This is a genomic window from Gemmatimonadetes bacterium SCN 70-22 (assembly GCA_001724275.1).
GTDB lineage: Bacteria > Gemmatimonadota > Gemmatimonadetes > Gemmatimonadales > Gemmatimonadaceae > SCN-70-22.
This window is the reverse complement of record MEDZ01000003.1, coordinates 256,310-279,741: the sequence shown is the minus strand read 5'-3', so window position 1 is coordinate 279,741 and position 23,432 is coordinate 256,310. Positions and strand designations below refer to the sequence as shown.

Genomic DNA, 23,432 nt, shown 5'->3' with positions numbered 1-23,432 from the left:
TTCACCCGTCGGCGGCGCTCGCCGCGTGCTCGATGAGGCGGCGCAGCACCGGGCCGCGCACCGTCTCCACGTCGTCCTGGTACTTGAGCAGGAGCCCCAACGATGCGCTGACGGTGGCCTCGTCGAGCACCCGGGCCCCCAGGTGCGTCAGCGCCTCCGCCCAATCCAGCGTCTCCGCCACCCCGGGGCGCTTGAACAGCTCCTCCTCCCGCAGCGATTGCACGAAGAGCACCACCTGGCGCGCAAGCTGCGCCGATGCCCGCCCAACCTTGCGCCGCACGATCTCGAGCTCCACCTCCCGCGAGGGATACTCGATCCAGTGGTAGACGCAACGCCGCTTCAGCGCGTCGTGCACCTCGCGCGTCCGGTTGGACGTGATGAAGACGATCGGGCGGTGCTCGGCCGTGAGCGTCCCGATCTCGGGGATGGTCACCTGGAAGTCGGACAGCAGCTCGAGCAGGAACGACTCGAACTCCTCGTCGGCACGGTCGAGCTCATCGATCAGCAGGACCGGCGAGCGCGCGTGGCTTGCGTCGATCGCCTGCAGCAGCGGTCGGCGGATCAGGAACTCCTCGGTGAAGACCCCCGCCGACGCGTGCCCGCTCCCCGCATCACCACGCTTCCCCTGGATCTCGAGCAGCTGCTTCGCGTAGTTCCACTCGTAGAGGGCGTGGTTCACGTCCAGCCCCTCGTAGCACTGCAGCCGGATCAGGGGAGCGGCAAGGATGCGGGCGGTGACTTTCGCGACCTCGGTCTTCCCCACGCCCGGCTCTCCCTCGAGGAAGAGCGCCTTCCCCATGCGGATCGACAGGAAGAGACTCGTCGCGAGCCCTGCGTCCGCGATGTAGTCCTCGGCGGCAAGGGCCACGAGGGTCTGCTCGATGGTGTCGAACATGAGGGGGGCGCGGGATGGAGCGTGCGCTGCGGCGGCCTCGTCATCATGCGCAGGCCGCACGGGATGGGCAATGGCCGGGGCTACGAGCGGCGCCCCCGGTCCAGCACGGTGCGGACTCGGGCCAGCAATTGCGTCGGCGTGAACGGCTTCTGGAGCAGCCGCTCGCGGTCGCCGGCAAGCGCCTCCTGCAGCGGGAAGTCGGCCGGATAGCCCGACATGAACAGCACCGGCAGCTGCGGGTCGCGCTCGCGCGCGGCCATCGCCACGTCGGTGCCGCCGCGGCGTGGCATCACGACGTCGGTCAGGATGAGGTCGATCGCCAACGACCGATCGCCGAGACGCGTGATCGCCTCCTCGCCGTCGTTCGCCAGCAAGACGGTATAGCCCGCCGTCTCCAGCACGCGCTGGGCCAGGCGGCGCACCGAGGCTTCGTCTTCCACGACCAGGACGGTCTCGGTCCCGCCGGCCGCCACCTCCTCGCGCTCGGGCGCGACGGGGGTCGCCGTCGTCGCGGCCGGCAGCGCGGGGAGCCAGATGTCGAACTGCGCCCCCTCACCGGGGCGCGACGTCACGGTGATGACCCCTCCCGCCGCCACCACGTTCGCGTACGACGTCGCCAGCCCCAACCCCGTCCCCTCGCCGCGCGGCTTCGTGGTGAAGAACGGCTCGAACATCTTGGCCTTCACCGCCGGGGCGATCCCGTGCCCCGTGTCGGAGACCGACAGGCGGACCCATCCCTCCACGTGGCGCCGCCGCGCCAGCTCGGCCGGCGCCTCCCGCGTCCAGGACGTCGTCAGGTGCAATACCCCGCCGCTCGGCATCGCGTCGCGTGCGTTCACGACGAGGTTCACCACCACCTGCTCCAGCTGCCCCCGGTCCGCGCGCACGCGCGGCAGGTCCGGCGCCAGCGTGACGCGCACCTCGATGTGCTCCCCCAGCAACCGCAGCAACAGCTGCTCGATCTCCGCCAGCAGCGCGTTCAGGTCCACGAGTTGCGGCTCCGGCGGCATGCGCCGGCTGAAGTCGAGCAGCTGCTTCGTCAGCACCCGGGCGCGCTTGGCCGCATCGGCGATCTCGCGGATCTCGACACGCTCGCGCGCCGGCGGATAGTCGTGCATCAGCAGCGCCGCGTTTCCCCCGATGACGGTGAGCAGGTTGTTGAAGTCGTGCGCCACCCCGCCGGCCAGGCGTCCCACCGCCTCCATCTTCTGGCTCTGGTGCAACGCCGCTTCGAGCGCTCGCTGGGTGGTGATGTCCTCGACGAACAGCTTCGTCACCGTCCCGCCCCCCTCCTCGGTCGCGATCCGTCCGTTCAGGCGCACGGTGATCGGCGCCCCGTTCCGCCTGCGCCACTCCGCCTCGACGTCGCGAACGAGCGACTCGTGCCGCAGGCGCGCCTGCAGCTCGTCGAACCGCTCGCCGACGGTGAACACCTCGCGCACGCTCGTCCCAACCAGCCGGTCGGCCGTGTCATGCCCCAGCATCGCCGCCAGCGCCGGGTTCGCGCTCCAGAAGCGCCCCTCGCCGTCGATCTCGGCGATCCCGAACACCGACTGCTCCACGATCGCCTGGTAGCGTTCGCGCGTCTGGCGCTCCGCCGCCTGTGCGGCGTCACGCGACTCGAAGCTCTCCCGCAACTGGCGTCCGAGCGCCTGCACCTCCGCCGGCCCTTGCAGCGGGGGCCAACGTGCCGCCCCTTCGCTCGCCTCGCGCGCCGTCTCGACCAGGCGTCGCAGCGATCCCGAGATCTGGCGTTCGATCCCGCGCGCCAGCGTCCCCACCAGCAGGAGGACGATGCCGCCGATCGCGATCCCGCTCGCCAGCTTGGCCCGCGCCGGCCCGACCACCCGCTCGATCGGCACGCCGGCATACACCGTCCAGCCCACGCTTGGCACGCGAACGCTCGCAAAGAGGCGCTGCGTGCCGTCGGCGTCGTTCCCGCGGATCAACTGACGACCCGGGCCGATCGGGATTCCGGGACGCGTCGCGGGCGGGAGCCGCTTCCCCACCCACACGCCCGGCTCGGCCGAGCGCGCGAGCACGATCCCGTTGCCGTCATCGATCGTGATGAGCTCGTCGGGCGCCGCCGGGGCCCCCGCCAGGAGTTCCTGGAACTGCACCGCGGGAATGCTGGCGCCGATCGCACCGACGAAGTGGCCGTCCTCCCCGATGACGGGGGCGGCCATCGCGATGACCCAGCCGGCGGTGATGAGCCCGATCTGGGGGGCGCCGACCACGAAGGTGCGTCGCGCCTGCACCTCGCGGAACCAGTGTCGCTTGGACAGGTCCAGGAACGCGCTGTCCTGGTAGGGCCGCGCCGAGCAGCGGAGGCGCCCCGTCGTGTCGACGTTGACCAGGTTGGCGATCTGCGGGGCGAGCGCCTGCGCCGAGCGCAGCAAGGCCGCGCAGCGCGCGGGGTCGAACAGCAGCGCGGTGTCCTGCCGCGCGATTCCCTCCAGCACGTGGCGCGTGCTGGTCAGGAGCTGCACCGATGCCGCCGAGGTGACTTCCGCCAGGCGCAACGCCGCAAGCTCGCCTTGCCGCTGCTCGAGCCGGTACGCCTCGAGCCCGGCGCGCACGGCCAGCACCGCCAGCGGCACGGCCGAGACGACGGCAAGGAGCGCGAGATGGATGCGGATCGAGCGGGCGCGGCGCAGGGGCGGCCGCGCGCCGGGCGGGGGGGCGGACACGGTACCGAGATTACCTCCGGTCACCCCCAGGCGCCAGCGATCCGCCCCCGGACCCGCCCGACGTGGGGGCGGGCGCCGCACCCGCCGGGCGCGACCCCCACCGCGCGCCTACCGATACCGCTCCATCAGCGCGTCGAGCGCCGCCTTGCCGGGACACAGGCGCTCGAACGGGACGTCGATCAGGGGGGTCGGTACCGTGCGCAACATGTCGTGCATGTCACGCCCCGATTCATCGACGAACAGGAGCCCGGTGGCGATCTCGTTCCGCGCCTGGCAGGCGCGGACGTGCGCGTAGGCCGAGTCGCGGTCGGTCGGGTCGTGGTCCGGCGCCGTCGCCCGCAGCCGCACGCTCCCCCCGTCGTGCAGCTGCACCACCGCCACCTCCTCGCTGGTGTCGGGCAGCGTGATCTCGCGCCGCAGGGGGACGAAATCGGCGTGCACCACCTCCACCTCGTGCTCGCGCGTGTAGGCGTAGCTCTTGGTCGACCCCTCGTGGTCGTTGAACGAGACGCACGGCGAGATCACGTCGACGAGGGCGAACCCCTTGTGGGCGATCCCCGCCTTGAGGATCGGCACCAGCTGCTTCTTGTCGCCCGAGAACGAGCGCGCCACGAAGGTGGCGCCTAACGTGAGCGCCAGCAGCACCGGGTCGATGGGCGCCTGCTCGTTGGCCTCGCCCTTCTTCGACGTCGAGCCGATGTCCGCGGAGGCCGAGAACTGCCCCTTCGTGAGCCCATAGACGCCGTTGTTCTCGAGCACGTACAGCATGTTCACGTTGCGGCGGATCGCGTGCGACAGCTGCCCGAGCCCGATCGACAGCGAGTCGCCATCGCCCGAGATGCCGATGTACGTCAGGTCGCGGTTGGCGGCCGCCGCCCCGCTCGTCACCGACGGCATGCGCCCGTGCACGGCATTGAAGCCGTGCGACTGGCGCATGAAGTAGGCGGTCGTCTTCGACGAACACCCGATCCCGCTCATCTTCGCCGCGCGATGCGGCGCCAGCTCGAGTTCCCACGCCGCCTGCACGAGCGCCGCCGTGACCGAGTCGTGCCCGCACCCGGCGCACAGCGTCGACATCGCCCCCTCGTAATCGCGCAGGGTGAGGCCAAGCCCGTTGGTGCGCGAGCTGGGGTGCCTGACGGGAGGCTTCGCGATCGAGGTCATGCGGGTACTCCGGCAAGATGGGCGGCGACGGCGTCCACCACGACCTTCGCGGTGAGCGGCATGCCGCCGTAGTCGAGGATCGGAACCATGTCGTCGCGCGGGATGCCGAGCTCGATCGCCAGCAGCGACCGCAGCTGCGCGTCCCGGTTCTGCTCGATCACGAAGGTGTGCTCGTGCGTGCCAAGGAACTGGCGAACCTCCTCGCCGAACGGGAAGGCCTTGATGCGCATCACGTCGGCGGCAATCCCCTGCGCCGCCAGGATGTCTCCCGCCTCGCGCACGGCGGCGTCGCACCCGCCGATGGTCACCAGCCCCACCTCGGCCCCCGGCCGACGGTGAAGCGCCGGCCCCGGCATCACCGTCGCCGCATGCGCGAACTTGCGCTTGAGGCGGTCGACCACTTCCTGGTACGCATCCGAATCCTCGGTGTACGCCGCATGCTTGTCGTGCCCGGAGCCGCGCACGAAGTACGCCCCCTTCCCTCCCACGCCGGGGAGCGTGCGCGCCGCGATGCCGTCGCCATCCACGTCGAGGTACCGCGAGAACTTCTGCACCTTCGCCAAGGCCTCCGCGTCCAGCACCTTCCCGCGGTCGGGACGATACGAATCATCCCAGTCCAGCCGCTTCACCATCCAGTCGTTCATCCCGATGTCGAGGTCCGACGCCACGAACACCGGCGTCTGGAACCGCTCGGCCAGGTCGAACGACTCCACCGCCATCTCGAAGCACTCGCGCGGGTTGGCCGGGAAGAGGACCAGGTGCTTCGTGTCGCCGTGCGAGGCATAGGCCAGCGAGATCAGGTCCGCCTGCTGCGTCCGCGTCGGCATCCCCGTCGCCGGGCCACACCGCTGCACGTCGAAGAAGACGGCGGGAATGTCCGTGTAGTACGCCAGCCCGATGAACTCCTGCATCAGCGAGATCCCCGGCCCCGACGTGTTCGTGAAGGCGCGCGCGCCGGCCCACCCCGCCCCGATCACGATCCCCGCGGCCGCCAGCTCGTCCTCGGCCTGCAGGATGGCGTAGGTGTGGAGCCCCGTCTCCTTGTCCACGCGGAACTTCTCGCAGAAGCCCTTGAACGCCTCCATCAGCGCGGTGGCCGGGGTGATCGGGTACCACGCCCCGACCGTCGCCCCGGCATACACCGCGCCCAGTGCGCACGCCGTGTTCCCGTCGATCAGGATCGCGTCACCGGTCGCATCCATTTTCTGGAGGTGGAACGGCAGCGGGCATTCGAAGTTGGCCTTGGCGTAGTCGTAGCCGAGGTGGATCGCCGTGTGGTTCGCATCGAGCAGGCGCGGCTTCTTCGCGAACTTCTCGGTGAGCATCTGCCCCACGACGCCCATGTCGATGTCGAGGAGGGCGGCCAGCGCGCCCGCATACGCGATGTTGCGCAGCAGCGTCCGGTCGCGGTCCCGCTCGAAGGCCTCCACGCACATCTTCCCGAACGGCACCCCGAGGACGGTGATCCCCTCGCGCACCAGGTCGGGCTCCATCGGCCACGACGAGTCGTACAGCAGGTAGCCCCCCGGACGCACGGACGCCACGTCGCGCGCATGGGTCGCCGGATTCAGGGCCACCACGAGGTCCACCTCCGAGGGACGCGCGGTGTAGCCGTCCTTGCTCACCCGGATCTCGTACCAGGTGGGCAACCCCTGGATGTTCGACGGAAAGATGTTCTTCCCCGTGACGGGGATGCCCATGCGGAAGATGGCCTGCATGAGGAGGCTGTTGGCACTCGCCGACCCCGTGCCGTTGACCGTCCCTATCTTGAACGCAAAGTCGTTGATCCCGCTCATCGGGCCACCTGACCGGCATACGGAAGTTGGAGGTCGAAGATGCGCATGTCCCACGCCGCCGTCGGGCACCGCTCCGCGCAGAGACCGCAGTGCAGGCAGACGTCCTCGTCCTTCACCATCACGCGCTTCGTCTGCGGCAGCGCGGGCGAGACGAGGAGCTCCTGGGCCAGGTTGAGCGCCGGCGCCGAGAGGCGCGCGCGCAGCTCGTCGACCGGGCTGCTGTTCGTCGTGATCGTCAGGCAGTTCGTGGGACAGATGTCGACGCACGCATCGCACTCGATGCAGAGCGGCGCCGTGAAGTGCGTCTGGATGTCGCAATTGAGGCAGCGCTGCACCTCGCGGGCCGCCTGCTCGGGCGTGTAGCCCAGCTCCACCTCCACCCCGATGTCGGCGAAGCGCTTCTCCAACGCCTCGTGCTGCATCTTGGCCCGCCGGGCCGGGTCATAGTCGTTCTCGTAGGCCCAGCTGTGCATCCCCATCTTGGCGCTCACCAGCGTCATCCCCTCGGCCGGACGCTCGCCGACCGGCATCCCCTGGCAGTGCAGGTCCATCGAGATCGCCGCCGCATGCCCGTGCGCCACGGCCCAGATGATGTTCTCCGGCCCCCAGGCCGCATCCCCGCCGAAGAAGACCCCCGGCTTCGTGCTCGCGTGCGTCGTCCGGTCCACCACCGGCATCCCCTTGGCATCGAACTCGATCCCGATGTCACGCTCGATCCAGGGGAAGGCGTTGTCCTGCCCGATGGCCAGGATGACCGCGTCGCACGGCATCACCACCGTGCCGATCACCGTGCTCACCTGCCTCCCCGCCGCGTCCTCGGTCCATTGCAGCTGCTCGAATTCCAGCCCGACCAGCGTGCCGTTCTCGACCACGAAGCGCTTCGGCGCATGGTTCTCGACGATCTGGACGTGCTCCTCCTCGGCGTCCTCCAGCTCCCACGGCGACGCCTTGAAGTACTTGCGGCCGCGGCGCGCGATGACCTTCACGTCCGTGGCCCCGACGCGCTTGGCCGTGCGGCAGCAGTCCATCGCCGTGTTCCCCACACCGATGATCAGCACCCGCTCGCCGATCCGGTCGATGTGCCCGAAGTGCACGTTCGCGAGCCACTCGATCCCGATGTGCACCTGGCTCGGGGCATCCCAACGCCCGGGGACGTCGAGCTCCTTCCCCTTGGGCGCCCCGCTCCCGACGAAGATCGCGTCATACCCCTCGGCCAGGAGCGACTGCATGCTCTCGACCGGGGTGCCGTACCGCATGTTCGCCCCCATGTCGATGATGTAGCCGCACTCCTCGTCGAGGACGCTCGCCGGAAGGCGGAAGGCGGGGATGTTCACCCGCATCAAGCCGCCGGGCTGCGCATTCTTCTCGTAGATGGTGACGTCATAGCCGAGCGGCAGGAGATCGTTGGCCACGGTCAGCGACGCCGGCCCCGCCCCCACCAGCGCGACACGCTTGCCGTTCTTCCGCTCCGGCGCCTTGGGAAGGCGGTCGCGAATGTCGCCGCGGTTGTCGGCCGCCACCCGCTTCAAGCGGCAGATCGCGACCGGCTTCTCCTCCACCCGCCCACGACGGCACGCCGGCTCGCACGGGCGGTCGCACGTCCGGCCCAGGATGCCCGGGAAGACGTTCGATTGGCGGTTGACGAGGTACGAGTCGTCGTAGCGCCCCTGCGCGATGAGGCGCAGGTAACCGGGGACATTCGTGTGAGCCGGACAGGCCCACTGGCAGTCCACGACTTTATGGTAGTAGCGGGGATTCGAAACGTCGGTAGGACCCATGACGGGATGACCATTGGTGTGGTTCGCGCAAGTGTGACGCAAGGCGCGAGGGGCGGCAAGGAGGGATTGGGAGGACACGGGGTAAGGGCGGCGCGGCGCGGGGGACTCGGTACCGTGTGTAGTTTGCGGCATGAGCCGAACTCCCCCCCCATCCATCGCCCCCCTCCCCTCGGCGCTCCCCATGGCCGACCTCGAGTTCTCCCCCGAAGCGATGCGCGAGATGGGGCGCGCGGTGGTGGATCGCAGCGTGACGCACCTCGCCGCGATCGCCCACGCCCCGAGCTGCGGAGACACCGACGCCGCCGAGCTGTGTCGCTCGCTTCGCGAGCCCGCCCCCGACGAGCCGTCTCCCCTCCCACCACTCCTCGACCTCCTGTTCGAGGAGCTGATCCCGCGATCGTTCACGACCCCGGGACCCGGGTACCTGGCCTACATCCCCGGCGGGGGCGTGTACCCCGCCGCCCTCGCCGACTTCATCGCCGACGCCACCAATCGCTACACGGGCGTCTGGGCCGCCGCCCCCGCGCTCGTTCAGCTGGAAGCCAACGCCCTGGACTGGCTCCGGGAGTGGATGCAGTTCCCGCTTGGGACGGCCGGGCTCTTCACGGCAGGCGGATCGATGGCGACTTTCAACGCCATCCTCTGCGCACGAGAGCGCCACCTGGGCGCCAATATCCGCGCAGGCACCCTGTACACGTCGGATCAAGCGCACCACAGCATCGTCAAGGCCGCCAAACTCGCCGGCATCTTCCACGATCGCGTCCGACTCATCCCCACCGACCACGACTTCCGGATGCGAGTCGACGCCCTCGCCGACGCCATCGCCGAGGACCGGGCGCGAGGGATGCGACCGTTCATGGTCGCCTCGTCCGCCGGGACCACCAACACGGGCGCCGTCGACCCCCTGCACGACATCGCCGACCTCTGCCAGCGCGAGGGGCTCTGGCATCATATAGATGGCGCCTACGGCGCCTTCTTCCATGCCTGCCCCGAACTGCGCCCGCTGCTGGAAGGGCTTCCGCGCGGCGATTCGCTCACGCTCGACCCCCACAAGGGGATGTTCCTCCCCTACGGCACCGGGGCCCTCCTCGTGCGGGACGGCAACGCCCTTCGCGAGGTCCACTCCGCGACCGCCGGCTACCTCCCGGAGAATCAGGGCGAGTTCTACGACCCCGCCCAGTACGGCCCCGAGCTGTCGCGCGGCTTCCCCGGCCTGCGCGTCTGGATGGCGGTCAAGATGCTCGGCGCCGCGCGCTACCGCGCCGCCATCGCCGAGAAGCGCGCGCTGGCCGTGTGGGGGGCGGAGCAGGTCGCGCGCATCCCCGGCATCGTGATGGATGCGTGGCCCCAGCTCTCCCTGTTCGCCTTCCACCTCGAGGGACCGCGCCTAACGAACCAGGCGGCCCGTAACGAGGCCACCCGCCGGCTCATGGAACGGGTGACGGCCCGCGGACGCGTGATGCTCACCGGCTGCACGATCGGCGAGCGGCACCTCGCGCGCGTCTGCGTCCTCTCGTTCCGCACGCACGAGGACCGCATGCGCGCCTGCGTCGACGACATCGCCACCGAAGCAGCCGCCATCCTCGACGGCGGGTGATGGCCAGCGGGAGCGGCGACCGCCACTCGACGGCGGCGCTCCACGGCGCAATGTTGGGCCTGCACACGAACCCGGCGCTCCACCTCCACCCCTTCGTGCCCCCGCCGTGCCCGACCAACCCGCCCCGCCCGACCCCACGCACCTCCCGGGTCCCTCGCCGTCACGCCGCGGCTTCCTCAAGGTCGCGGGCGCCATCGCCGCCGGCGCCGCCGCCACCACCGTCGGCTGCAACCCATCCTCCGCGGGAGGACGCGGTGAGGCCGGGGAGCGGCGCCCGTCACGCAACGCCGGCTTCGATCGCGAGACGCTCGCCGCCCTCGGCGAGGCGGTCCTCCCGGAATCGTTGGGGGCCGCCGGGCGCGCCGCCGCCGTCACGGCCTTCGTCGCCTGGGTGAATGGTTACGATCCGGTCGCCGAAGAGATGCACGGCTACGGCTACTCCGACATCCGCTACCTCCCCCCAGACCCGGCACCGGCATGGCAGGCGCAGCTGGAGGGGCTCGACCTCCTCGCCCAGAAGAAGCGGCGGAAGCCGTTCGCGCAACTCGACCTCGCGGCACGCCGCGAGCTGGTCACCGCCGCGCTGGACGCGGTCCCCGGCGAACGCCTCCCGGACCCGTTAGGCGCCTCGCACGTCGCCGTCGCCCTGATGGCGCACTGGGCCGCCTCGCCCGCCGCATGGGACCTCGCCCTGGGGGCGCAAGTCGGCACCGGGACCTGCCGCACGCTCGACGGCGTCGGCGCCAAGCCGCTCCCGATCGCGGGAGTCACCGCATGAGGCGCATCGAGACCGACATCCTCATCGTCGGTAGCGGGATCACCGCCGCCCTGATGGCGGCCCGCCTGGCCGAGACCACGAAGCGGACCATCACCGTGGTCGAGGCCGGGCGCGCGACGACACCGCGCGACGAGCGCGTCCGAGCCCGCGAACGCTACATGGCCTACGGCGAGGGGCCGTGGAAGGACGACCACCTCGACGACCAGAACGCCTACGGCACCACGTGGGGCTTCTCCCCCAGCATGCACGTCGGCGGCCTGGCGATGCACTGGGGCGCCGTGACCCCACGCTACGCTCCCGAGGACTTCACTACCCGCTCGCTGTACGGCGTCGGCGACGACTGGCCCTTCACCTACGACGACCTCGACCCCTTCTACCAGGAAGCCGAGGAGCGAATGGGGGTCGCCGGCGAGCAGGGCCCCCCGGCGCTCGACCCGCGCGGCAAGCCGTATCCGCTTCCACCCCTCCCCATCAACTACAACCTCGCCCAGCTGCAAGGCTGGGCGACCCGGGCCGGCGTCGCGACCTGGAGCACGCCGTCGGCCAAGAACTCGATCCCCTTCGACGGGCGCGCGCAGTGCCAGCGCTGCGACACCTGCTACCCCATCTGTCCCAGCGGCGCCAAGTACTCCCCCGACTTCACCTGGGACACCCTCGTGGCCGCCAAGAAGGTCACCCTCGTCACGGAAACACTCGTCAGGCGCCTGGTCGCCGATCCCGCCACCGGACGCATCGTCCGGGCCACGGGAAATCGCACCGACGCCCCCGGCGAGGAGGTGTCGATCGAGGCGAAGACCTTCGTCCTGGCGGCTGGCTTCGTCTGGTCACCGCACCTCCTACTCCTCTCGCGCGATGGCACCTACCCCAACGGGCTCGCCAATCGCAGCGGCCTGGTCGGGAAATACCTGGCGGGGCACCGCAACATCGGGGCACAGCTCACGCTCCCCATGGAACTCTACCCCGGCGTCAACGTGCAACACTCGCTCGTCTCCAGGCAATTCATGCGCGCGAGCTACCGCGGGCGCTACCTCCGCCATGACCTGCGCATCTGGGAGTCGAGCGTCGGGCGCGAGCCGCGCCTGCGCGACGACCGCGGGGCGCCGCTCCTTGGCGATGCCATGCTCGCCGATTGGCGCCAGCGGGCGAAGGGGGCGACGGCCCGCGTGCGCGCCTACTACGACGTCCTCCCCGATCGCGAGAGCAAGCTCGTCCTCGACGACGCGCACCGGAACCGCTTCGGCGACCCGATGCCTAACGTGACCTTCCGCGATGCCCCCGAGAGCGCCGCGCTCCGCGACTGGCAGGAAGAACAGATCCGTGAACTCTTCCGCCGCATGGCCCGGGCCGGCGGCGGCGACATCCTCGCGATGCGCAACAACCCCGGTGACCTCGGGCAGGAACACCCCACCGGCGGCTGCCGCATGGGCCACGACCCCGCCACCAGCGTGGTGGACGGCTGGGGACGCGCCCACGACCACGAGAACCTGTGGGTGGCAGGCGCCCCGGCCCAACCGAGCGCCTCGTGCTGCAACGGGACGCTCACCTTCGTGGCGGTCGGCCTGAGGACCTCGGCGGCCATTGCCAGGGAAGCGTAAGACGACGCCGCCATCACCCCGCGACACCCATCGACGGAGGAAGACGTGGATTCGAAGTTCGAGAGCGGGACGCCATCCCCGGCAGGGGTCAACCGACGGGAGTTCCTGCACGGCGCCATGACGGGGGCGGCGGTCCTCGCGATGGGCAAGGACGGCATCCCGCTCATTCCATTCTCGCGGGCGATCGAGCAGGACATCGTCGTTGCGCAGATCGCCGCGCAGCACGACGCGACGGTCAGGATGCTGCGCGAGTGGATCGCGCTCCCGTCCATCGCCGCCGAGAACCTGAATTACCCCCAGGGACCGGAGTACATGGCCAGGCTGGCGCGCGACGCCGGCTTCGAGCACGTCCAGCTCGTCCCCACCACGGGCAAGGCCGGCGTCTTCGCCACCCTCGACGCCGGGGCGCCCACGACGCTCGCCGTGTATTTCATGTACGACGTGAAGCAGTTCGATCCCAGGGAGTGGAGTTCGCCCCCGCTCGAGGGACGCATCGTCGACCGGCCCGGCGTGGGCAAGGTGATGATCGGGCGCGGGGCGACGAACACCAAGGGACCACAGGTCGCCTTCCTCGCCGCGCTCCGCGCCTTCCGGGCCGCCGGACGCAAGCCGCCGGTCAACATCGTCCTCGTCTGCGAGGGCGAGGAGGAGATCGGCTCGCCCAACTTCTCGCAGGTCGTCTTCAAGCCGGAGGTCGAGGCCGCGTTGCGCCGCAGCGTCGGCATCATCATCCCGTTAGGCAGCCAGGGACTCGACGGGACGGTGGAGGTGAACCTCGGCGCCAAGGGGATCTGCGAGCTCGAGCTGGTCGCCACCGGGGAGAAGTGGGGACGCGGCCCCAGGCTGGATGTCCACTCGTCGCTGGCCGCCCACATCGACAGCCCGGCCTGGCACCTCGTGCAGGCGCTCAACACCCTCATCGAGCCCGACGGCCATACCCCGGCGGTCGAGGGCTTCTTCGACAAGGTCCGCCCGCTCAGCGCCGAGCAGCGCCGCATCCTCGAGGCAGCCATCCCGCGCAAGAACGAGGAGGCGACGAAGAAGGCGTTGGGTGTGCAACGCTGGATCGCGGACGAGCCGTGGGCCAGGTCGCTGGAGCGCCTCGTCTCGCAGCCCACCATCAACATCGAGGGACTGGTGGGGGGCTACACCGGTCCTGGCGGGAAGACGATCCTCCCCCACCGCGCCGTGGCCAAGATCGACATGCGGCTGGTCCCCGACATGACCGCCAAGGGAACCCTCGCGCTGCTCGAGCGGCACCTGCAGCAGCGCGGCTTCGGCGACATCGAGGTGAACATGACCGGGGGATACGACCCCACCGAGACCCCCGCCGACTCGCGTCTGGTGAAGGGGATGCTCGCCGCCTACCGCAAGGCGGGAATCGACCCGATCCTCTGGCCACGACTGGCCGGATCGTGGCCGGGATCGACCTTCACCAGCGCGCCGCTCAACCTCCCGGCCGGGATCTTCGGCCTCGGGCACGGCGGAGGGGCGCACGCGCCTGACGAGTACTTCGTCATCGAGTCGGCGAATCCCAAGGTGTCGGGCATCGACGGTGCGACGCGGTCGTACGTGGACCTGTTGTACGCGCTGGCCTCGGCCTGAGGCGGGCGCCGCATGGCGCGGGACGGCCGGGATCCTCGCCGGCCCTCCCGCGCAGCGCAACGCGCCTACAGCGTCTTCAGGTACTCCACGAGATCGCGCTTCTGTTGCTCGCTCAGGTTCAACGACCGCACGCGGTTGTAGTGCTCGACCACCGCCGCCAGCGTCGGAGCGCTTCCGTCGTGGAAGTACGGCGCATGCTGCCACAGCCCGCGAAGCGGCGTCGTGCGGTACCGCTTCTGCGTCGTGCGAGCGGCGTAGGCGTCGCTCATCCCCGTCTCGCTCGCCGCGTGCAGCTTCCCCGAGTTGATGTCGGTCAGCCTGGCCCCCGAGTGGCAGACGGCGCACTTCCCCGCCCCTGCGAATACGCCCCGCCCACGCGCCGCCGCCGCCACGTCGAAGCTGCCAGCCGGCGCGGCCGGTACCTGGAGGCTCAACTGATACGCACGAAGCGCGGCCAGTTTCGGCGTCACCAGGTCGGGCGACTGCACGACCCTGACCCCCAGACGCGAATCCTCGAAATTCCCCTGCCCGTGCATCTGCGTCACCGCCACGTAGGCGTTCCAGTAGGACACCGGTCCCTCAGCGGTGTACGTCTCCTTGTCCACGCCCAGTAAGCCGTAGATGGGAGGGAGGACGATCGGCGTGCTGAGCCCGTCGAAGTTGATGCGCGGGTCGTAACGCCCCGCCCCCCAACTGTTCAGCACTGCCTTGGTGGCCGCCGGCACAGCGGGCGAGAGCGCGACGATCGCACCCGGATTCAGCTTCGTGTTGGCCCACCCATCCATCCGCTTGCCGATGCCCGGGGCGAACGAATCATCGACCTTGGAGTGACACAGCGCGCAGGTGATCCCGACACGAACCAGCGAGTCACGCCCCGCCACCTCCTGCACCGTCCCCTTGAGTCCGAGCACGGCGTTGAGCTTGAGCAGCGCCACGGTGATCGCAGGGTCGTCGAGGTTGACCTGCCCGACTGCCAGCGCGTCGCGCACCCCCTGCGGCAATGCATCCACGTCGACCTGCAGCCCGACTCCGAGCGCGGCGCGAGGCGTCACCGCCTTCTGGATCACCTCGTGCATGCGCAGGGTGTCGGTCCAGTACTTCTCATCCCCGAAGGTGTCGTGCCGGAAGATGTCGCGCCCCTCCGCGACCTGGGTGGGATCTGGCGGCTGGACCGTGGGACCCGTCGTCCCATCGTCGCCGCACGAGACGAGAGTCGCAGTGGACCCGACTGCGACCATCGTCCATAGAAGGGCTGACCGTCTGAGCCGCCTCATCGCCCACCCTTCGTCGCGAGCTTCTCCGCCATCTGCGCCGCCGCGGCCCGGTGTCCCTCGAATGCCGGGGCAACCTTCACCACGAGGGCCTTGAGCTCGGCATTCTGGATGGCCGGAAGGAGCGTCGTCTTCACGGCATCGATGACACTGGCGTGAAACGCGACCTCATGCTTGAGGAACGCACGGTCGAAATCGGCACCCGACAAGGCCTTGAGCTGCTTCATCGCCAGCGCGTGCGCACGAGCACCGGCATCGTCGGCCGGCGGGGTCGGGGTCACGTGCAGCTTTGCCGCCAGGTCCCGCCCCATCTGGCGCACCTGCTCATGGTCATGGACGAGCATCGCACCGAACGCCTTGACCTCGGCCGAATTTCCTCGCTCGGCGGCGAGCTTCCCGGTCTCGATGTCCGCCGTATTGGCGGCGTCGAAGATGGCGACGATGGTGGGATCGTCGAGGGCGCGCTTCGTCGCGGTTGCCGCCTGCCCTTCCACGGCCGAAGAGACGGTCTGGCGCTGGGCGACGACGGTGGATGCGGCGAAGCCGAGCGCGGGGCCTACCACCAGGGCGGCGATGAAGTAAGTGGTCGTACGCATGGAGTTCCTCCTTGTCGGTTGGCATGAGCCCCCGGGGCCGTCCCCCGGCTGGCTGCCAACAAATTCCGTAGATAATGGCTATTTGTCAATGAGTAATATGATATATTTGACACATCGGGGCCCACGGACTATTCCATTGTCCTGAGCCCGAGATCTCAGCCCCAGCGCTCAACCCCGTGATCCCAGCGCCAGGATCTCGGCCCCTAGGCTCTCAGCCCCCATGATCGGAGGAGGACACCCGTGACCGCGCCATTGCAGGGACCTCGCATCCCCACCGGGACCCGCGGACAGATCCTGTCTCACCTTCGGCGGGGGTCGATGACCGTAGACGAGCTCGCCGGATTGGTCGGGACGACGGACAATTCGGTGCGTTCGCACCTGGCGTCGCTCGAACGCGACGGGCTGGTGAAGCAGGAAGGTGTCCGCCGCGGAGCAGGGGCCGGCAAGCCGGCGGTGCTCTACGCCCTCCACCCGGCGGCGGAGTTGGAGATCTCGAGCGCCTATCCCCCCGTCCTCATGGCGGTGGTCGACGCGATCATCCGCGAGCTCCCGGCTGACGAGGCCGAGCGCCTGCTCCGCGTCGTCGGACACGACCTCGCCCGATCGGTTGGGGGGCGCGCCGCGGGCGATCGGCGCGAGCGCATCGATGCCGCCGCGCGTGTGCTCGTCGCGCTCGGCGGCGACGTCGAAGTCGTCGAGGAGGGGACGGCGCTCGTCATTCGCGGTTTCGGCTGCCCGCTGTCGCTCGCCGTATCCGAGCACCCGGAGGTCTGCCGCGCGGTCGAGACGCTCGTCTCCGACGTCTCTGGCGAGTGCGCACGCCAGTGCTGCGAACACGGCAAGCGCCCGCGGTGCCGTTTCAGAATCGAGGTGGGAGACGCGCCGGCCGGGGTGTGACGTCTCCCTGAGCCGCGCGCATCGCGGCCGGTCCTACAGCCGGCCGATCCTACAGCCGGCCGATCCTACAGCCGGTCGATCATCGGCTGCGTGATCAGCACCGTCCCCCGCTCCGAGCGGCGGAAGCGCTGGGCATCCAGCGTGGGGTCCTCGCCCACCACCAGCCCGGGTGGAATGCGCACCCCGCGATCGACCACCACGTTGCGCAACCGCGCCCCGCGCCCGATGTCGACGTACGGCTGCACCACCGCCCCCTCGAGCCGCGAGTACGAGTGTACCTGGACCCCGGTGAAGAGGAGGCTGCGCTCCAGGTGCGCCCCCGAGACGATGCACCCGCCCGACACCAGCGAGTTGATCGCCTCGCCACGCCGGTCACGCTCGTCGTGCACGAACTTCGCCGGCGGCGTCAGCTCGCTGTACGTCCAGATGGGCCATTCCTGGTCGTACAGGTCGAGTGCCGGGACCACTGTAGTGAGGTCGATGTTCGCCTCCCAGTAGGCGTCGATCGTCCCGGCATCGCGCCAGTACGCTTCGGCCTCGCGGTCGCCCTTCACGCATGACGTGCTGAAGCGGTGCGCCACCGCCTTCCCGCTCGAGACGACGTACGGGATGATGTCCTTGCCGAAGTCGTGGCTGGAGTGGGCGTCGGCCGCATCTCGGCGCAGCAACTCGAAGAGGAAGGTCGTCTTGAAGACGTAGATCCCCATGCTCGCCAGCGCCATGTCGGGGTGGCCGGGGATGCCCGGGGGATCGGCCGGCTTCTCGAAGAAGGCGATGATGCGGTCGCTCGCGTCCACGTGCATGACGCCGAAGCCGGAAGCGTCGCGCCGCGCCACCTCGAGCACCCCCACGGTGACGTCGGCCCCCTGGTCCACGTGCTGCTCCAGCATCAGCTCGTAGTCCATCTTGTACACGTGGTCGCCCGCCAGTACCACCATGTAATCGGGATGGTAGGCCTCGATGATGTCGAGGTTCTGGTACACCGCGTCCGCCGTCCCCGAATACCACGACGTCTCGCTCACGCGCTGGCTGGCCGGGAGGATGTCGAAGCTCTCGTTGCGCTCGGGGCGAAAGAAGTTCCACCCGCGTTGCAGGTGACGGATGAGGCTGTGGGCCTTGTACTGCGTCGCCACCCCGATGCGCCGGATCCCCGAGTTGAGCGCGTTGGACAGCGCGAAGTCGATGATGCGCGACTTCCCCCCGAAGAAGACCGCCGGCTTCGCCCGGCGATCGGTGAGTTCGTGCAGCCGCGACCCTCGCCCCCCGGCCAGGACGTAGGCCATGGCGTTGCGGGCAATCGTCGCAGGGCGGTGCGACGCGTTCATGGGCTCACTCTTCACATCCACCTCACATGCGCATGACGTCGGGGCGGGCGGCGCACCCGTTCCTGCCCACCGCACCGCTCCCCCTCACTTTGCACCTCTGCACTCGTCGGCGTAAGGTTGTGGCATGAACGTTCTCTTCGTGGCCGCGGAGGTTGCCCCGCTCGTCAAGACGGGCGGCCTGGCCGACGTGGCCGGAGCCCTCCCCGCGGCGCTCCGGGCCGCTGGGCACGACGTGCGCGTCGTGATGCCGCGCTACGGCGTGCTGCGCGAACGGGGGATCCCCATGCAGGGCCCCATCGCCGCCTCGTTCCTCCCGGTCGGCGAGTGGGCGGAAGAGCAGCGCGTGTGGCGCGTGGGGCACGCCGCCACACCGACCTACCTGCTCGACATCCCCTCCGCCTTCGAGCGTGCATCCATCTACGGCGAGGGCGACGACCACCGGCGCTTCGTCCTCTTCTCGCGCGGCGTGATGGACCTCATGCAGCACCTGCGCGAGGTCGAGGGGTGGCAGCCCGACGTGGTGCACGGCAACGACTGGCACGCGGCGCTCGTCCCCAACTACCTGAAGACGTACTACGCGTACACGTTCGGCCACATCGCCAGCGTCTTCACCATCCACAACCTCGCCTATCAGGGGGCGTCGCCACCGGAAACGTTGTCCCTGGCGGGGCTCTCGGAGCGCGGCCTGGTGGAGAACGGCATGGGGCCGCGCGTCGCGGGGACCTTCAACTTCATGGCCCGGGGCATCGCGCACAGCGATGTCGTGACCACCGTCAGCCCCTCCTACGCCGCGGAGATCATGACCGCGGAGTACGGCGAGGGGCTCGACGGCGTGCTCCGCGCCAGGAGCGACCGCGTCGTCGGGATCCTCAACGGCATCGATGCCGACACCTACGACCCGGCCACCGATCGCCACATCACCGCCAACTACAGCGCCGACGATCCCGCGGGCAAGGCGGCGTGCAAGGCGGCGCTGCAGCGCGAGCTTCTCCTCCCCGAGCGCCCCGACCGCCCGCTGCTGGCCGTCGTCTCGCGCCTCGTCGGGCAGAAGGGACTCGACCTGGTGGCCTCGGTGCTGCCGTGGTTGCTGCGCGAGACCGACGCGCAGTTCGTCCTCCTCGGCTCGGGCGAGGCGCGCTGGGAGGGGTTCTTCCGCCAGCTGGCCGAGGCGCATCGCGAGCGCGTCGGGGTCCGCATCGGCTTCGATGCCGCGCTCGCCCAGCGCATCTATGCGGGGAGCGACGCCTTCCTCATGCCGTCGCGGTTCGAGCCCTGCGGGCTGGGGCAGATGATTGCCCTGCGCTACGGGAGCGTCCCCATCGTGCGCGCCACCGGTGGGCTCAACGACACCGTGCAGGAGGGGTACGAGGGGAACGGATTCCGCTTCCACCCGTACGAGTCGCGCTACTTCGCCGACGCCATCGCGCGCGCACTGGCGGCGTATCGCGACCCAGGCGGCTGGGCGTTGCTGCGCGAGCGAGGGATGCGCGAGGACAACTCGTGGACGCACGCGGCCGCGCGGTACGTGCGTGTGTACGACGCCGCGCGCTGGGCGCGAAGCGCCTGACGGTGCAGCGTGACCCCGGTCAGGACGCGACGCAGGAGAGGCAGGTGATCCGCGGGTCCTGAGGCAACTCACGAACGCGCGCACGTCGCCCAAGCAGGAGGAATCGGCCATGCCCCACCTTGCAGACGCCGTTCGATACATCGAGCATCCCGACACCACCGAGGGCGAGCTGCGACGCGCCTGCGCCATCCTCGCCCTCGACGACACCGGCCCCGTCGACGCATTGCGCCATCGGCTCGAGTCGTACCTCTCGCGACACGACCCCCTACGCCCGGTCGCGTGCCTCGATCCGGGTGCGCTCCCCCCGGGCCTCTCGCAGGCGGGGCCTCGCCTCGGGCGACCCGACCCTGACGAGCACCCCTCGGTGTTCGCGGCTGAGATCGCCCTCGTTCCCGATGTCGACGACTTTGCACGCATGCTGCGCGACCAGGGCGACGTCACGCGGGCCCTGGCCGCCACATTCGGCGAGGAACACGCGGGGCTGCGCTACGCACCCGACAAGTGGACGGTCCGTGAAGTCATGGGACACCTGAGCGACTGCGAGCGCGTGCTCTCGTACCGGCTGCTGCGTGCGCTGCGCGCCGACACGGTGACGCTCCCCGGCTTCGACCACGTGGCCTACGTACCGGCGGGGCACTTCGAGGAGCGAGCCCTCGCCTCGGTGGTCGACGAGCTCACGGCAGTTCGTCAGGCGACCGTCGCACTGGTGAACGGCGCGCCAGTGGAGGCGTTTGCCTTCCGCCTGAACGTGGGGAGTGGATCGATCACCGGACGGGCCCTGGCGTACCTGATCGCGGGGCACGAACGCCACCACCAGGCGTTGCTGCGCGACCGATACATGGCCCTGATGCCCGGTTTCGGGTGATGCAGAGACGCGGTCACGTCGTCGAGCCCGCCCGTGCAGCGTGGGGGTGCCGGTGAGGCCCCCCACTGAGCGCCGCCCCTCCGCACCCGTCAGTCGCCTTCGAAACTAGAACTCGCTGGCGGAGGCCCTCGACTGCCACCCCGCCAGCTGCCTCCCCACCGGCAACTCACGCACGCGCACCCCGCTGGCGGCGAAGATCGCGTTGGCAATCGCCGCCCCCGCCGGCGGGACCCCCGGTTCGCCGATCCCGCCCGGGAGTCCCTCGCCCGGCACGATGTGCACGTCGACCACGCGCGGCGCGGCGCGCATCCGCGTGACCTGGTAGTCGCGGTAGTTCCCCTGCACCACCCGCCCCTCGCGGAACGAGATCTCGCTGTAGAGCGTGTTGCTCATCGCCATCACCAGCGCCCCCTCCATCTGCGCCCGGGCGCGATCGGGGTTGGCGACGAAGCCGGCGTCGACGCCGACCGTGGCACGCGGGACGAGGACCGTGCCATCGGGGAGCACTTCGACCTCCACCACCATCGCGATGTAGCTCAGGAAGCTCCGGTGCACGGCCACGCCGCGCCCGCGCCCGCGCGGCAGGGGCGACCCCCACCCCGCCTTCTCGGCCGCCAGCTGCAGCACGCGACGCGCGCGTCCGCTGTCCAGCGGGTGGTCGGTCCAGCTGGCGCCGTAGTTGCTGGCCGGTGCCACCAGCCCGTGCTGCGAGAGGTCGACGCGCCGGTCCTCCCCCAGGAGGGCCACGAGGAACTCCACGGGATCCTTCCCCGCCGCGTGCGCCAGCTCGTCCACGAAGGAACCGATGGCGAAGCCGTGGTGGATGGCGTTGACGCTCCGATACCACCCGATGCGCGTATGCGCCGCCGCGGGACACACCTCCACGCTCACGTTGGGGATGTCGAACGGGATGTCGCTGGCGCCGTTGGTCAGCTCGTCGGGGCCCGGCCCCGCGACATTGGGGGCGAACGTCGCGCTGATCGACGGATAGGCCGAGCGATGCAGCCACGCGGTCACCTTCCCGTTCGCGTCGAGTCCCGCCTCCAGGTGGTGCGCGGCCACCGAATGCAGGTACGAATTCCGCAGGTCGTCTTCGCGCGTCCACTGCACGCGCACCGGCGCCCCCACCGCGCGCGCCAGGTACGCCGCCTCGCAGACGAAGTCGGGCTTCGACTTCCGGCCGAATGCCCCGCCCAGCAGCGTCACGTGCACGGTGACGTTGGCGGCGTCGACCTGCAGGAACTGGGCGATCGTGTTGCGGGCATCCTGGGGAGACTGCGTCGGCGCCCACGCCTCCACCTTCCCGCCCTCCACCCTGGCCACCGCCGCCACCGGCTCCATCTGCGCATGCGACAGGTGCGGGACGTAATACTCCGCGCTCACCTTGCGGCTGGCGGAGGCGAGCGCCGGCCCGACCGCGCCGTTGGTGCGCCCCGGCGTGCCGGGCGCGCGCACCGACCCCAGGAGCGTCGCCTTGTAGGCTGCGCTGTCGTAGCCGGCATTCGGCCCATCGTCCCAGGTGACCTTCAGGGCGTCGCGCCCCTTGATGGCGGCCCACGTGTTGCGCGCCACCACCGCCACCCCGCCTAACGGGAGATACGCCCCCGGCATCGGCGCCTCGGGAATCCGCACCACGCGCTCCACCCCCGGCACCGCGAGCGCGGCCCGGTCGTCCACGCTCGCCACCTTCCCCCCCCACACCGGCGGGCGGGCAATCACCGCCGTCCGCATTCCCGGGAGGATCACGTCCGCACCGTACGTCGCCCTGCCGGTCGTGACCGGGACGAGGTCGATCGACGGCATCTTCCCCCCCTGCCACCGGCGCTCGGCCGGCGCCTTGACGCGGATGCGCGCCCCGGACGGCAGCGCCAGCGCGCGCGCCGTGGCGACCAGGGCCCCGAACGGCTTCGAGCGCCCCGTCGCCTCGTGCACCACGACGCCGTTGCGTGCCCTCACGCTCTGCGGGCTCACCCCCCACTCCTTCGCCGCCGCGTCCTCCAGCAGGGCGCGCACCGTGGCCCCCGCCTCGCGGTACTTGAACAGGAAATCCCGGATGCTCGTGGAGCCGTCGGTGTTCTGCGAGCCGTACTTCTTCTCATCACCGTCCGCCTGCACGACCCGGCACTTCGACCAGTCGGCCTCCATCTCGTCGGCGATGATCATCGGCATCGTCGTGCGAATCCCCTGTCCCATCTCCGACCGGTGGCAGGTGATGGTGACGATCCCGTCGTCGGCGATGTGCACGAACGCATGCGCCTCCCACGGGTCGGCCTCGCCGTGCGCCGTGAGGTAGGCATCGGCCGCCTCGAGCCGCCGCGCGCCGAGTGGCCCGGCAGCGACGACGAGCCCCCCCATCCCGAGCAGCTTGAGGAGCGCTCGGCGCCGGGCGTCCACCGTCACCGCGCCGTCGGCTTCGCTGCGTGGGGCGTGGCCTGCCGCCGCGCCGCCCTCCATGGCCGGGACGGTCAGCGGCGGGTGGCTTTCCGGCACCCAGGGGAGGATGTCGCGCGGGCTCATGACTGCCGCTCCGCCGCCGCCTTGATCGCGGCCCGGATGCGCGGGTAGGTCCCGCACCGGCAGATGATGTTGTTCATCGCCGTGTCGATGTCCTGGTCGGACGGCTTCGGGTTGGTCCGGAGCAGGCCGGCGGCCTGCATGATCTGGCCCGGCTGGCAGAACCCGCACTGCGGGACGTCGACCTCGCGCCATGCCACCTGCAGGGGGTGCTCCCCCGTCGGGTGCAATCCCTCGATCGTGGTCACGTTCGCCCCGGCGAGCGATTCCATCCGGCGGGTGCAGGCGCGCACCGGCTGGCCATCGACGTGGACCGTGCACGCGCCGCACGCGGCGATGCCGCACCCGTACTTGGCCCCCGTCAACTGCAACTCGTCGCGCAGGTACCAGAGGAGCGGCATGGTGGGGTCGCCGTCGAAGGTGCGGCGGCTCCCGTTGACCATGAGGGTGATCGGTGCGGTGCGCATGCGGGGCTCCCCGAAGGCGGGACGGGCGGCAT

17 protein-coding genes are annotated in these 23,432 nt (G+C 70.3%); 7 read left to right on the top strand and 10 right to left on the bottom strand.

Going from position 1 to position 23,432, the window contains the following annotated elements:
* Position 1 precedes the first annotated feature (1 nt).
* The 5 genes from ABS52_02620 to ABS52_02600 all read right to left on the bottom strand — a co-directional run bounded on the left by ABS52_02620 (position 2) and on the right by ABS52_02600 (position 8,323).
* Positions 2–895, bottom strand: a complete 894-nt coding sequence (locus ABS52_02620; protein ID ODT05059.1) for an ATPase — start codon at positions 893–895, stop codon at positions 2–4.
* A gap of 80 nt (positions 896–975) precedes the next feature.
* Positions 976–3,585, bottom strand: a complete 2,610-nt coding sequence (locus ABS52_02615) for a hypothetical protein (GenBank protein ODT05058.1) — start codon at positions 3,583–3,585, stop codon at positions 976–978.
* A gap of 108 nt (positions 3,586–3,693) precedes the next feature.
* Positions 3,694–4,749: a 2-oxoglutarate ferredoxin oxidoreductase subunit beta gene (locus ABS52_02610; protein ODT05057.1), complete on the bottom strand. Its 1,056-nt coding sequence runs from the start codon at positions 4,747–4,749 to the stop codon at positions 3,694–3,696.
* Entirely contained in the window at positions 4,746–6,545 is a 1,800-nt protein-coding gene (locus ABS52_02605; GenBank protein ODT05056.1) for a ferredoxin oxidoreductase, read from the bottom strand. Before ABS52_02605 ends, ABS52_02610 begins: the two co-directional genes overlap by 4 nt.
* Positions 6,542–8,323: a glutamate synthase gene (locus ABS52_02600; protein ODT05055.1), complete on the bottom strand. Its 1,782-nt coding sequence runs from the start codon at positions 8,321–8,323 to the stop codon at positions 6,542–6,544. The genes ABS52_02605 and ABS52_02600 overlap by 4 nt, the downstream gene beginning before the upstream one ends.
* Positions 8,324–8,504: 181 nt before the next feature.
* Between ABS52_02600 and ABS52_02595 the strand changes: the two genes are divergently transcribed.
* The 4 genes from ABS52_02595 (at position 8,505) to ABS52_02580 (ending at position 13,898) form a co-directional block, all read left to right on the top strand.
* Entirely contained in the window at positions 8,505–9,920 is a 1,416-nt protein-coding gene (locus tag ABS52_02595; GenBank protein ID ODT05054.1) for a hypothetical protein, read from the top strand.
* 106 nt (positions 9,921–10,026) lie between these two features.
* Positions 10,027–10,698, top strand: coding sequence for a hypothetical protein (locus ABS52_02590; GenBank protein ID ODT05053.1), 672 nt, complete (start codon positions 10,027–10,029; stop codon positions 10,696–10,698).
* On the top strand, positions 10,695–12,293 hold the full coding sequence (locus ABS52_02585) for a hypothetical protein (protein ODT05052.1): 1,599 nt from the start codon (positions 10,695–10,697) through the stop codon (positions 12,291–12,293). Before ABS52_02590 ends, ABS52_02585 begins: the two co-directional genes overlap by 4 nt.
* Positions 12,294–12,410: 117 nt before the next feature.
* Positions 12,411–13,898 (top strand): twin-arginine translocation pathway signal protein, encoded by a 1,488-nt coding sequence (locus ABS52_02580; protein ID ODT05124.1) that lies wholly within the window; start codon positions 12,411–12,413, stop codon positions 13,896–13,898.
* A 65-nt stretch (positions 13,899–13,963) separates the two neighbouring features.
* On the opposite strand, the gene ABS52_02575 is transcribed toward ABS52_02580, so the two are convergent.
* Positions 13,964–15,136, bottom strand: coding sequence for a hypothetical protein (locus tag ABS52_02575; GenBank protein ID ODT05051.1), 1,173 nt, complete (start codon positions 15,134–15,136; stop codon positions 13,964–13,966).
* Positions 15,137–15,168: 32 nt separating this feature from the next.
* Positions 15,169–15,765, bottom strand: coding sequence for a hypothetical protein (locus ABS52_02570; GenBank protein ID ODT05050.1), 597 nt, complete (start codon positions 15,763–15,765; stop codon positions 15,169–15,171).
* Between the two features lie 318 nt (positions 15,766–16,083).
* On the opposite strand from ABS52_02570, the gene ABS52_02565 reads away from it, so the two are divergent.
* Positions 16,084–16,662, top strand: a complete 579-nt coding sequence (locus ABS52_02565; GenBank protein ID ODT05049.1) for a hypothetical protein — start codon at positions 16,084–16,086, stop codon at positions 16,660–16,662.
* A gap of 65 nt (positions 16,663–16,727) precedes the next feature.
* Here ABS52_02565 and ABS52_02560 read toward each other — a convergent pair whose 3' ends face one another.
* The gene (locus tag ABS52_02560; GenBank protein ODT05048.1) at positions 16,728–17,987 is read right to left on the bottom strand and encodes a glucose-1-phosphate adenylyltransferase; all 1,260 of its coding nucleotides are present in this window, start codon (positions 17,985–17,987) and stop codon (positions 16,728–16,730) included.
* 124 nt (positions 17,988–18,111) lie between these two features.
* Here ABS52_02560 and ABS52_02555 point away from each other — a divergent pair, with 124 nt between their 5' ends.
* Both ABS52_02555 and ABS52_02550 read left to right on the top strand, forming a co-directional pair.
* Entirely contained in the window at positions 18,112–19,554 is a 1,443-nt protein-coding gene (locus ABS52_02555) for a hypothetical protein (protein ODT05047.1), read from the top strand.
* A 364-nt stretch (positions 19,555–19,918) separates the two neighbouring features.
* The gene (locus ABS52_02550; protein ODT05123.1) at positions 19,919–20,419 is read left to right on the top strand and encodes a hypothetical protein; all 501 of its coding nucleotides are present in this window, start codon (positions 19,919–19,921) and stop codon (positions 20,417–20,419) included.
* Positions 20,420–20,524: 105 nt separating this feature from the next.
* Here ABS52_02550 and ABS52_02545 read toward each other — a convergent pair whose 3' ends face one another.
* Together ABS52_02545 and ABS52_02540 are read right to left on the bottom strand one after the other, a co-directional pair.
* Positions 20,525–22,873, bottom strand: a complete 2,349-nt coding sequence (locus ABS52_02545; GenBank protein ID ODT05122.1) for a hypothetical protein — start codon at positions 22,871–22,873, stop codon at positions 20,525–20,527.
* A 59-nt stretch (positions 22,874–22,932) separates the two neighbouring features.
* A complete protein-coding gene (locus ABS52_02540; GenBank protein ID ODT05046.1) occupies positions 22,933–23,400 on the bottom strand; it encodes a hypothetical protein in 468 nt (155 codons plus the stop codon).
* Positions 23,401–23,432 lie beyond the last annotated feature (32 nt).

Coding starts and splice junctions, on each gene's coding strand:
- ABS52_02585 (ODT05052.1), top strand. CDS start 10,695: ATGAGGCGCATCGAGACCGACATCCTCATCGTCGGTAGCGGGATCACC.
- ABS52_02560 (ODT05048.1), bottom strand. CDS start 17,987: ATGAACGCGTCGCACCGCCCTGCGACGATTGCCCGCAACGCCATGGCC.
- ABS52_02580 (ODT05124.1), top strand. CDS start 12,411: ATGACGGGGGCGGCGGTCCTCGCGATGGGCAAGGACGGCATCCCGCTC.
- ABS52_02545 (ODT05122.1), bottom strand. CDS start 22,873: ATGGAGGGCGGCGCGGCGGCAGGCCACGCCCCACGCAGCGAAGCCGAC.
- ABS52_02575 (ODT05051.1), bottom strand. CDS start 15,136: ATGGTCGCAGTCGGGTCCACTGCGACTCTCGTCTCGTGCGGCGACGAT.
- ABS52_02600 (ODT05055.1), bottom strand. CDS start 8,323: ATGGGTCCTACCGACGTTTCGAATCCCCGCTACTACCATAAAGTCGTG.
- ABS52_02555 (ODT05047.1), top strand. CDS start 18,112: ATGAACGTTCTCTTCGTGGCCGCGGAGGTTGCCCCGCTCGTCAAGACG.
- ABS52_02540 (ODT05046.1), bottom strand. CDS start 23,400: ATGCGCACCGCACCGATCACCCTCATGGTCAACGGGAGCCGCCGCACC.
- ABS52_02595 (ODT05054.1), top strand. CDS start 8,505: ATGGCCGACCTCGAGTTCTCCCCCGAAGCGATGCGCGAGATGGGGCGC.
- ABS52_02565 (ODT05049.1), top strand. CDS start 16,084: ATGACCGTAGACGAGCTCGCCGGATTGGTCGGGACGACGGACAATTCG.
- ABS52_02610 (ODT05057.1), bottom strand. CDS start 4,749: ATGACCTCGATCGCGAAGCCTCCCGTCAGGCACCCCAGCTCGCGCACC.
- ABS52_02620 (ODT05059.1), bottom strand. CDS start 895: ATGTTCGACACCATCGAGCAGACCCTCGTGGCCCTTGCCGCCGAGGAC.
- ABS52_02605 (ODT05056.1), bottom strand. CDS start 6,545: ATGAGCGGGATCAACGACTTTGCGTTCAAGATAGGGACGGTCAACGGC.
- ABS52_02570 (ODT05050.1), bottom strand. CDS start 15,765: ATGCGTACGACCACTTACTTCATCGCCGCCCTGGTGGTAGGCCCCGCG.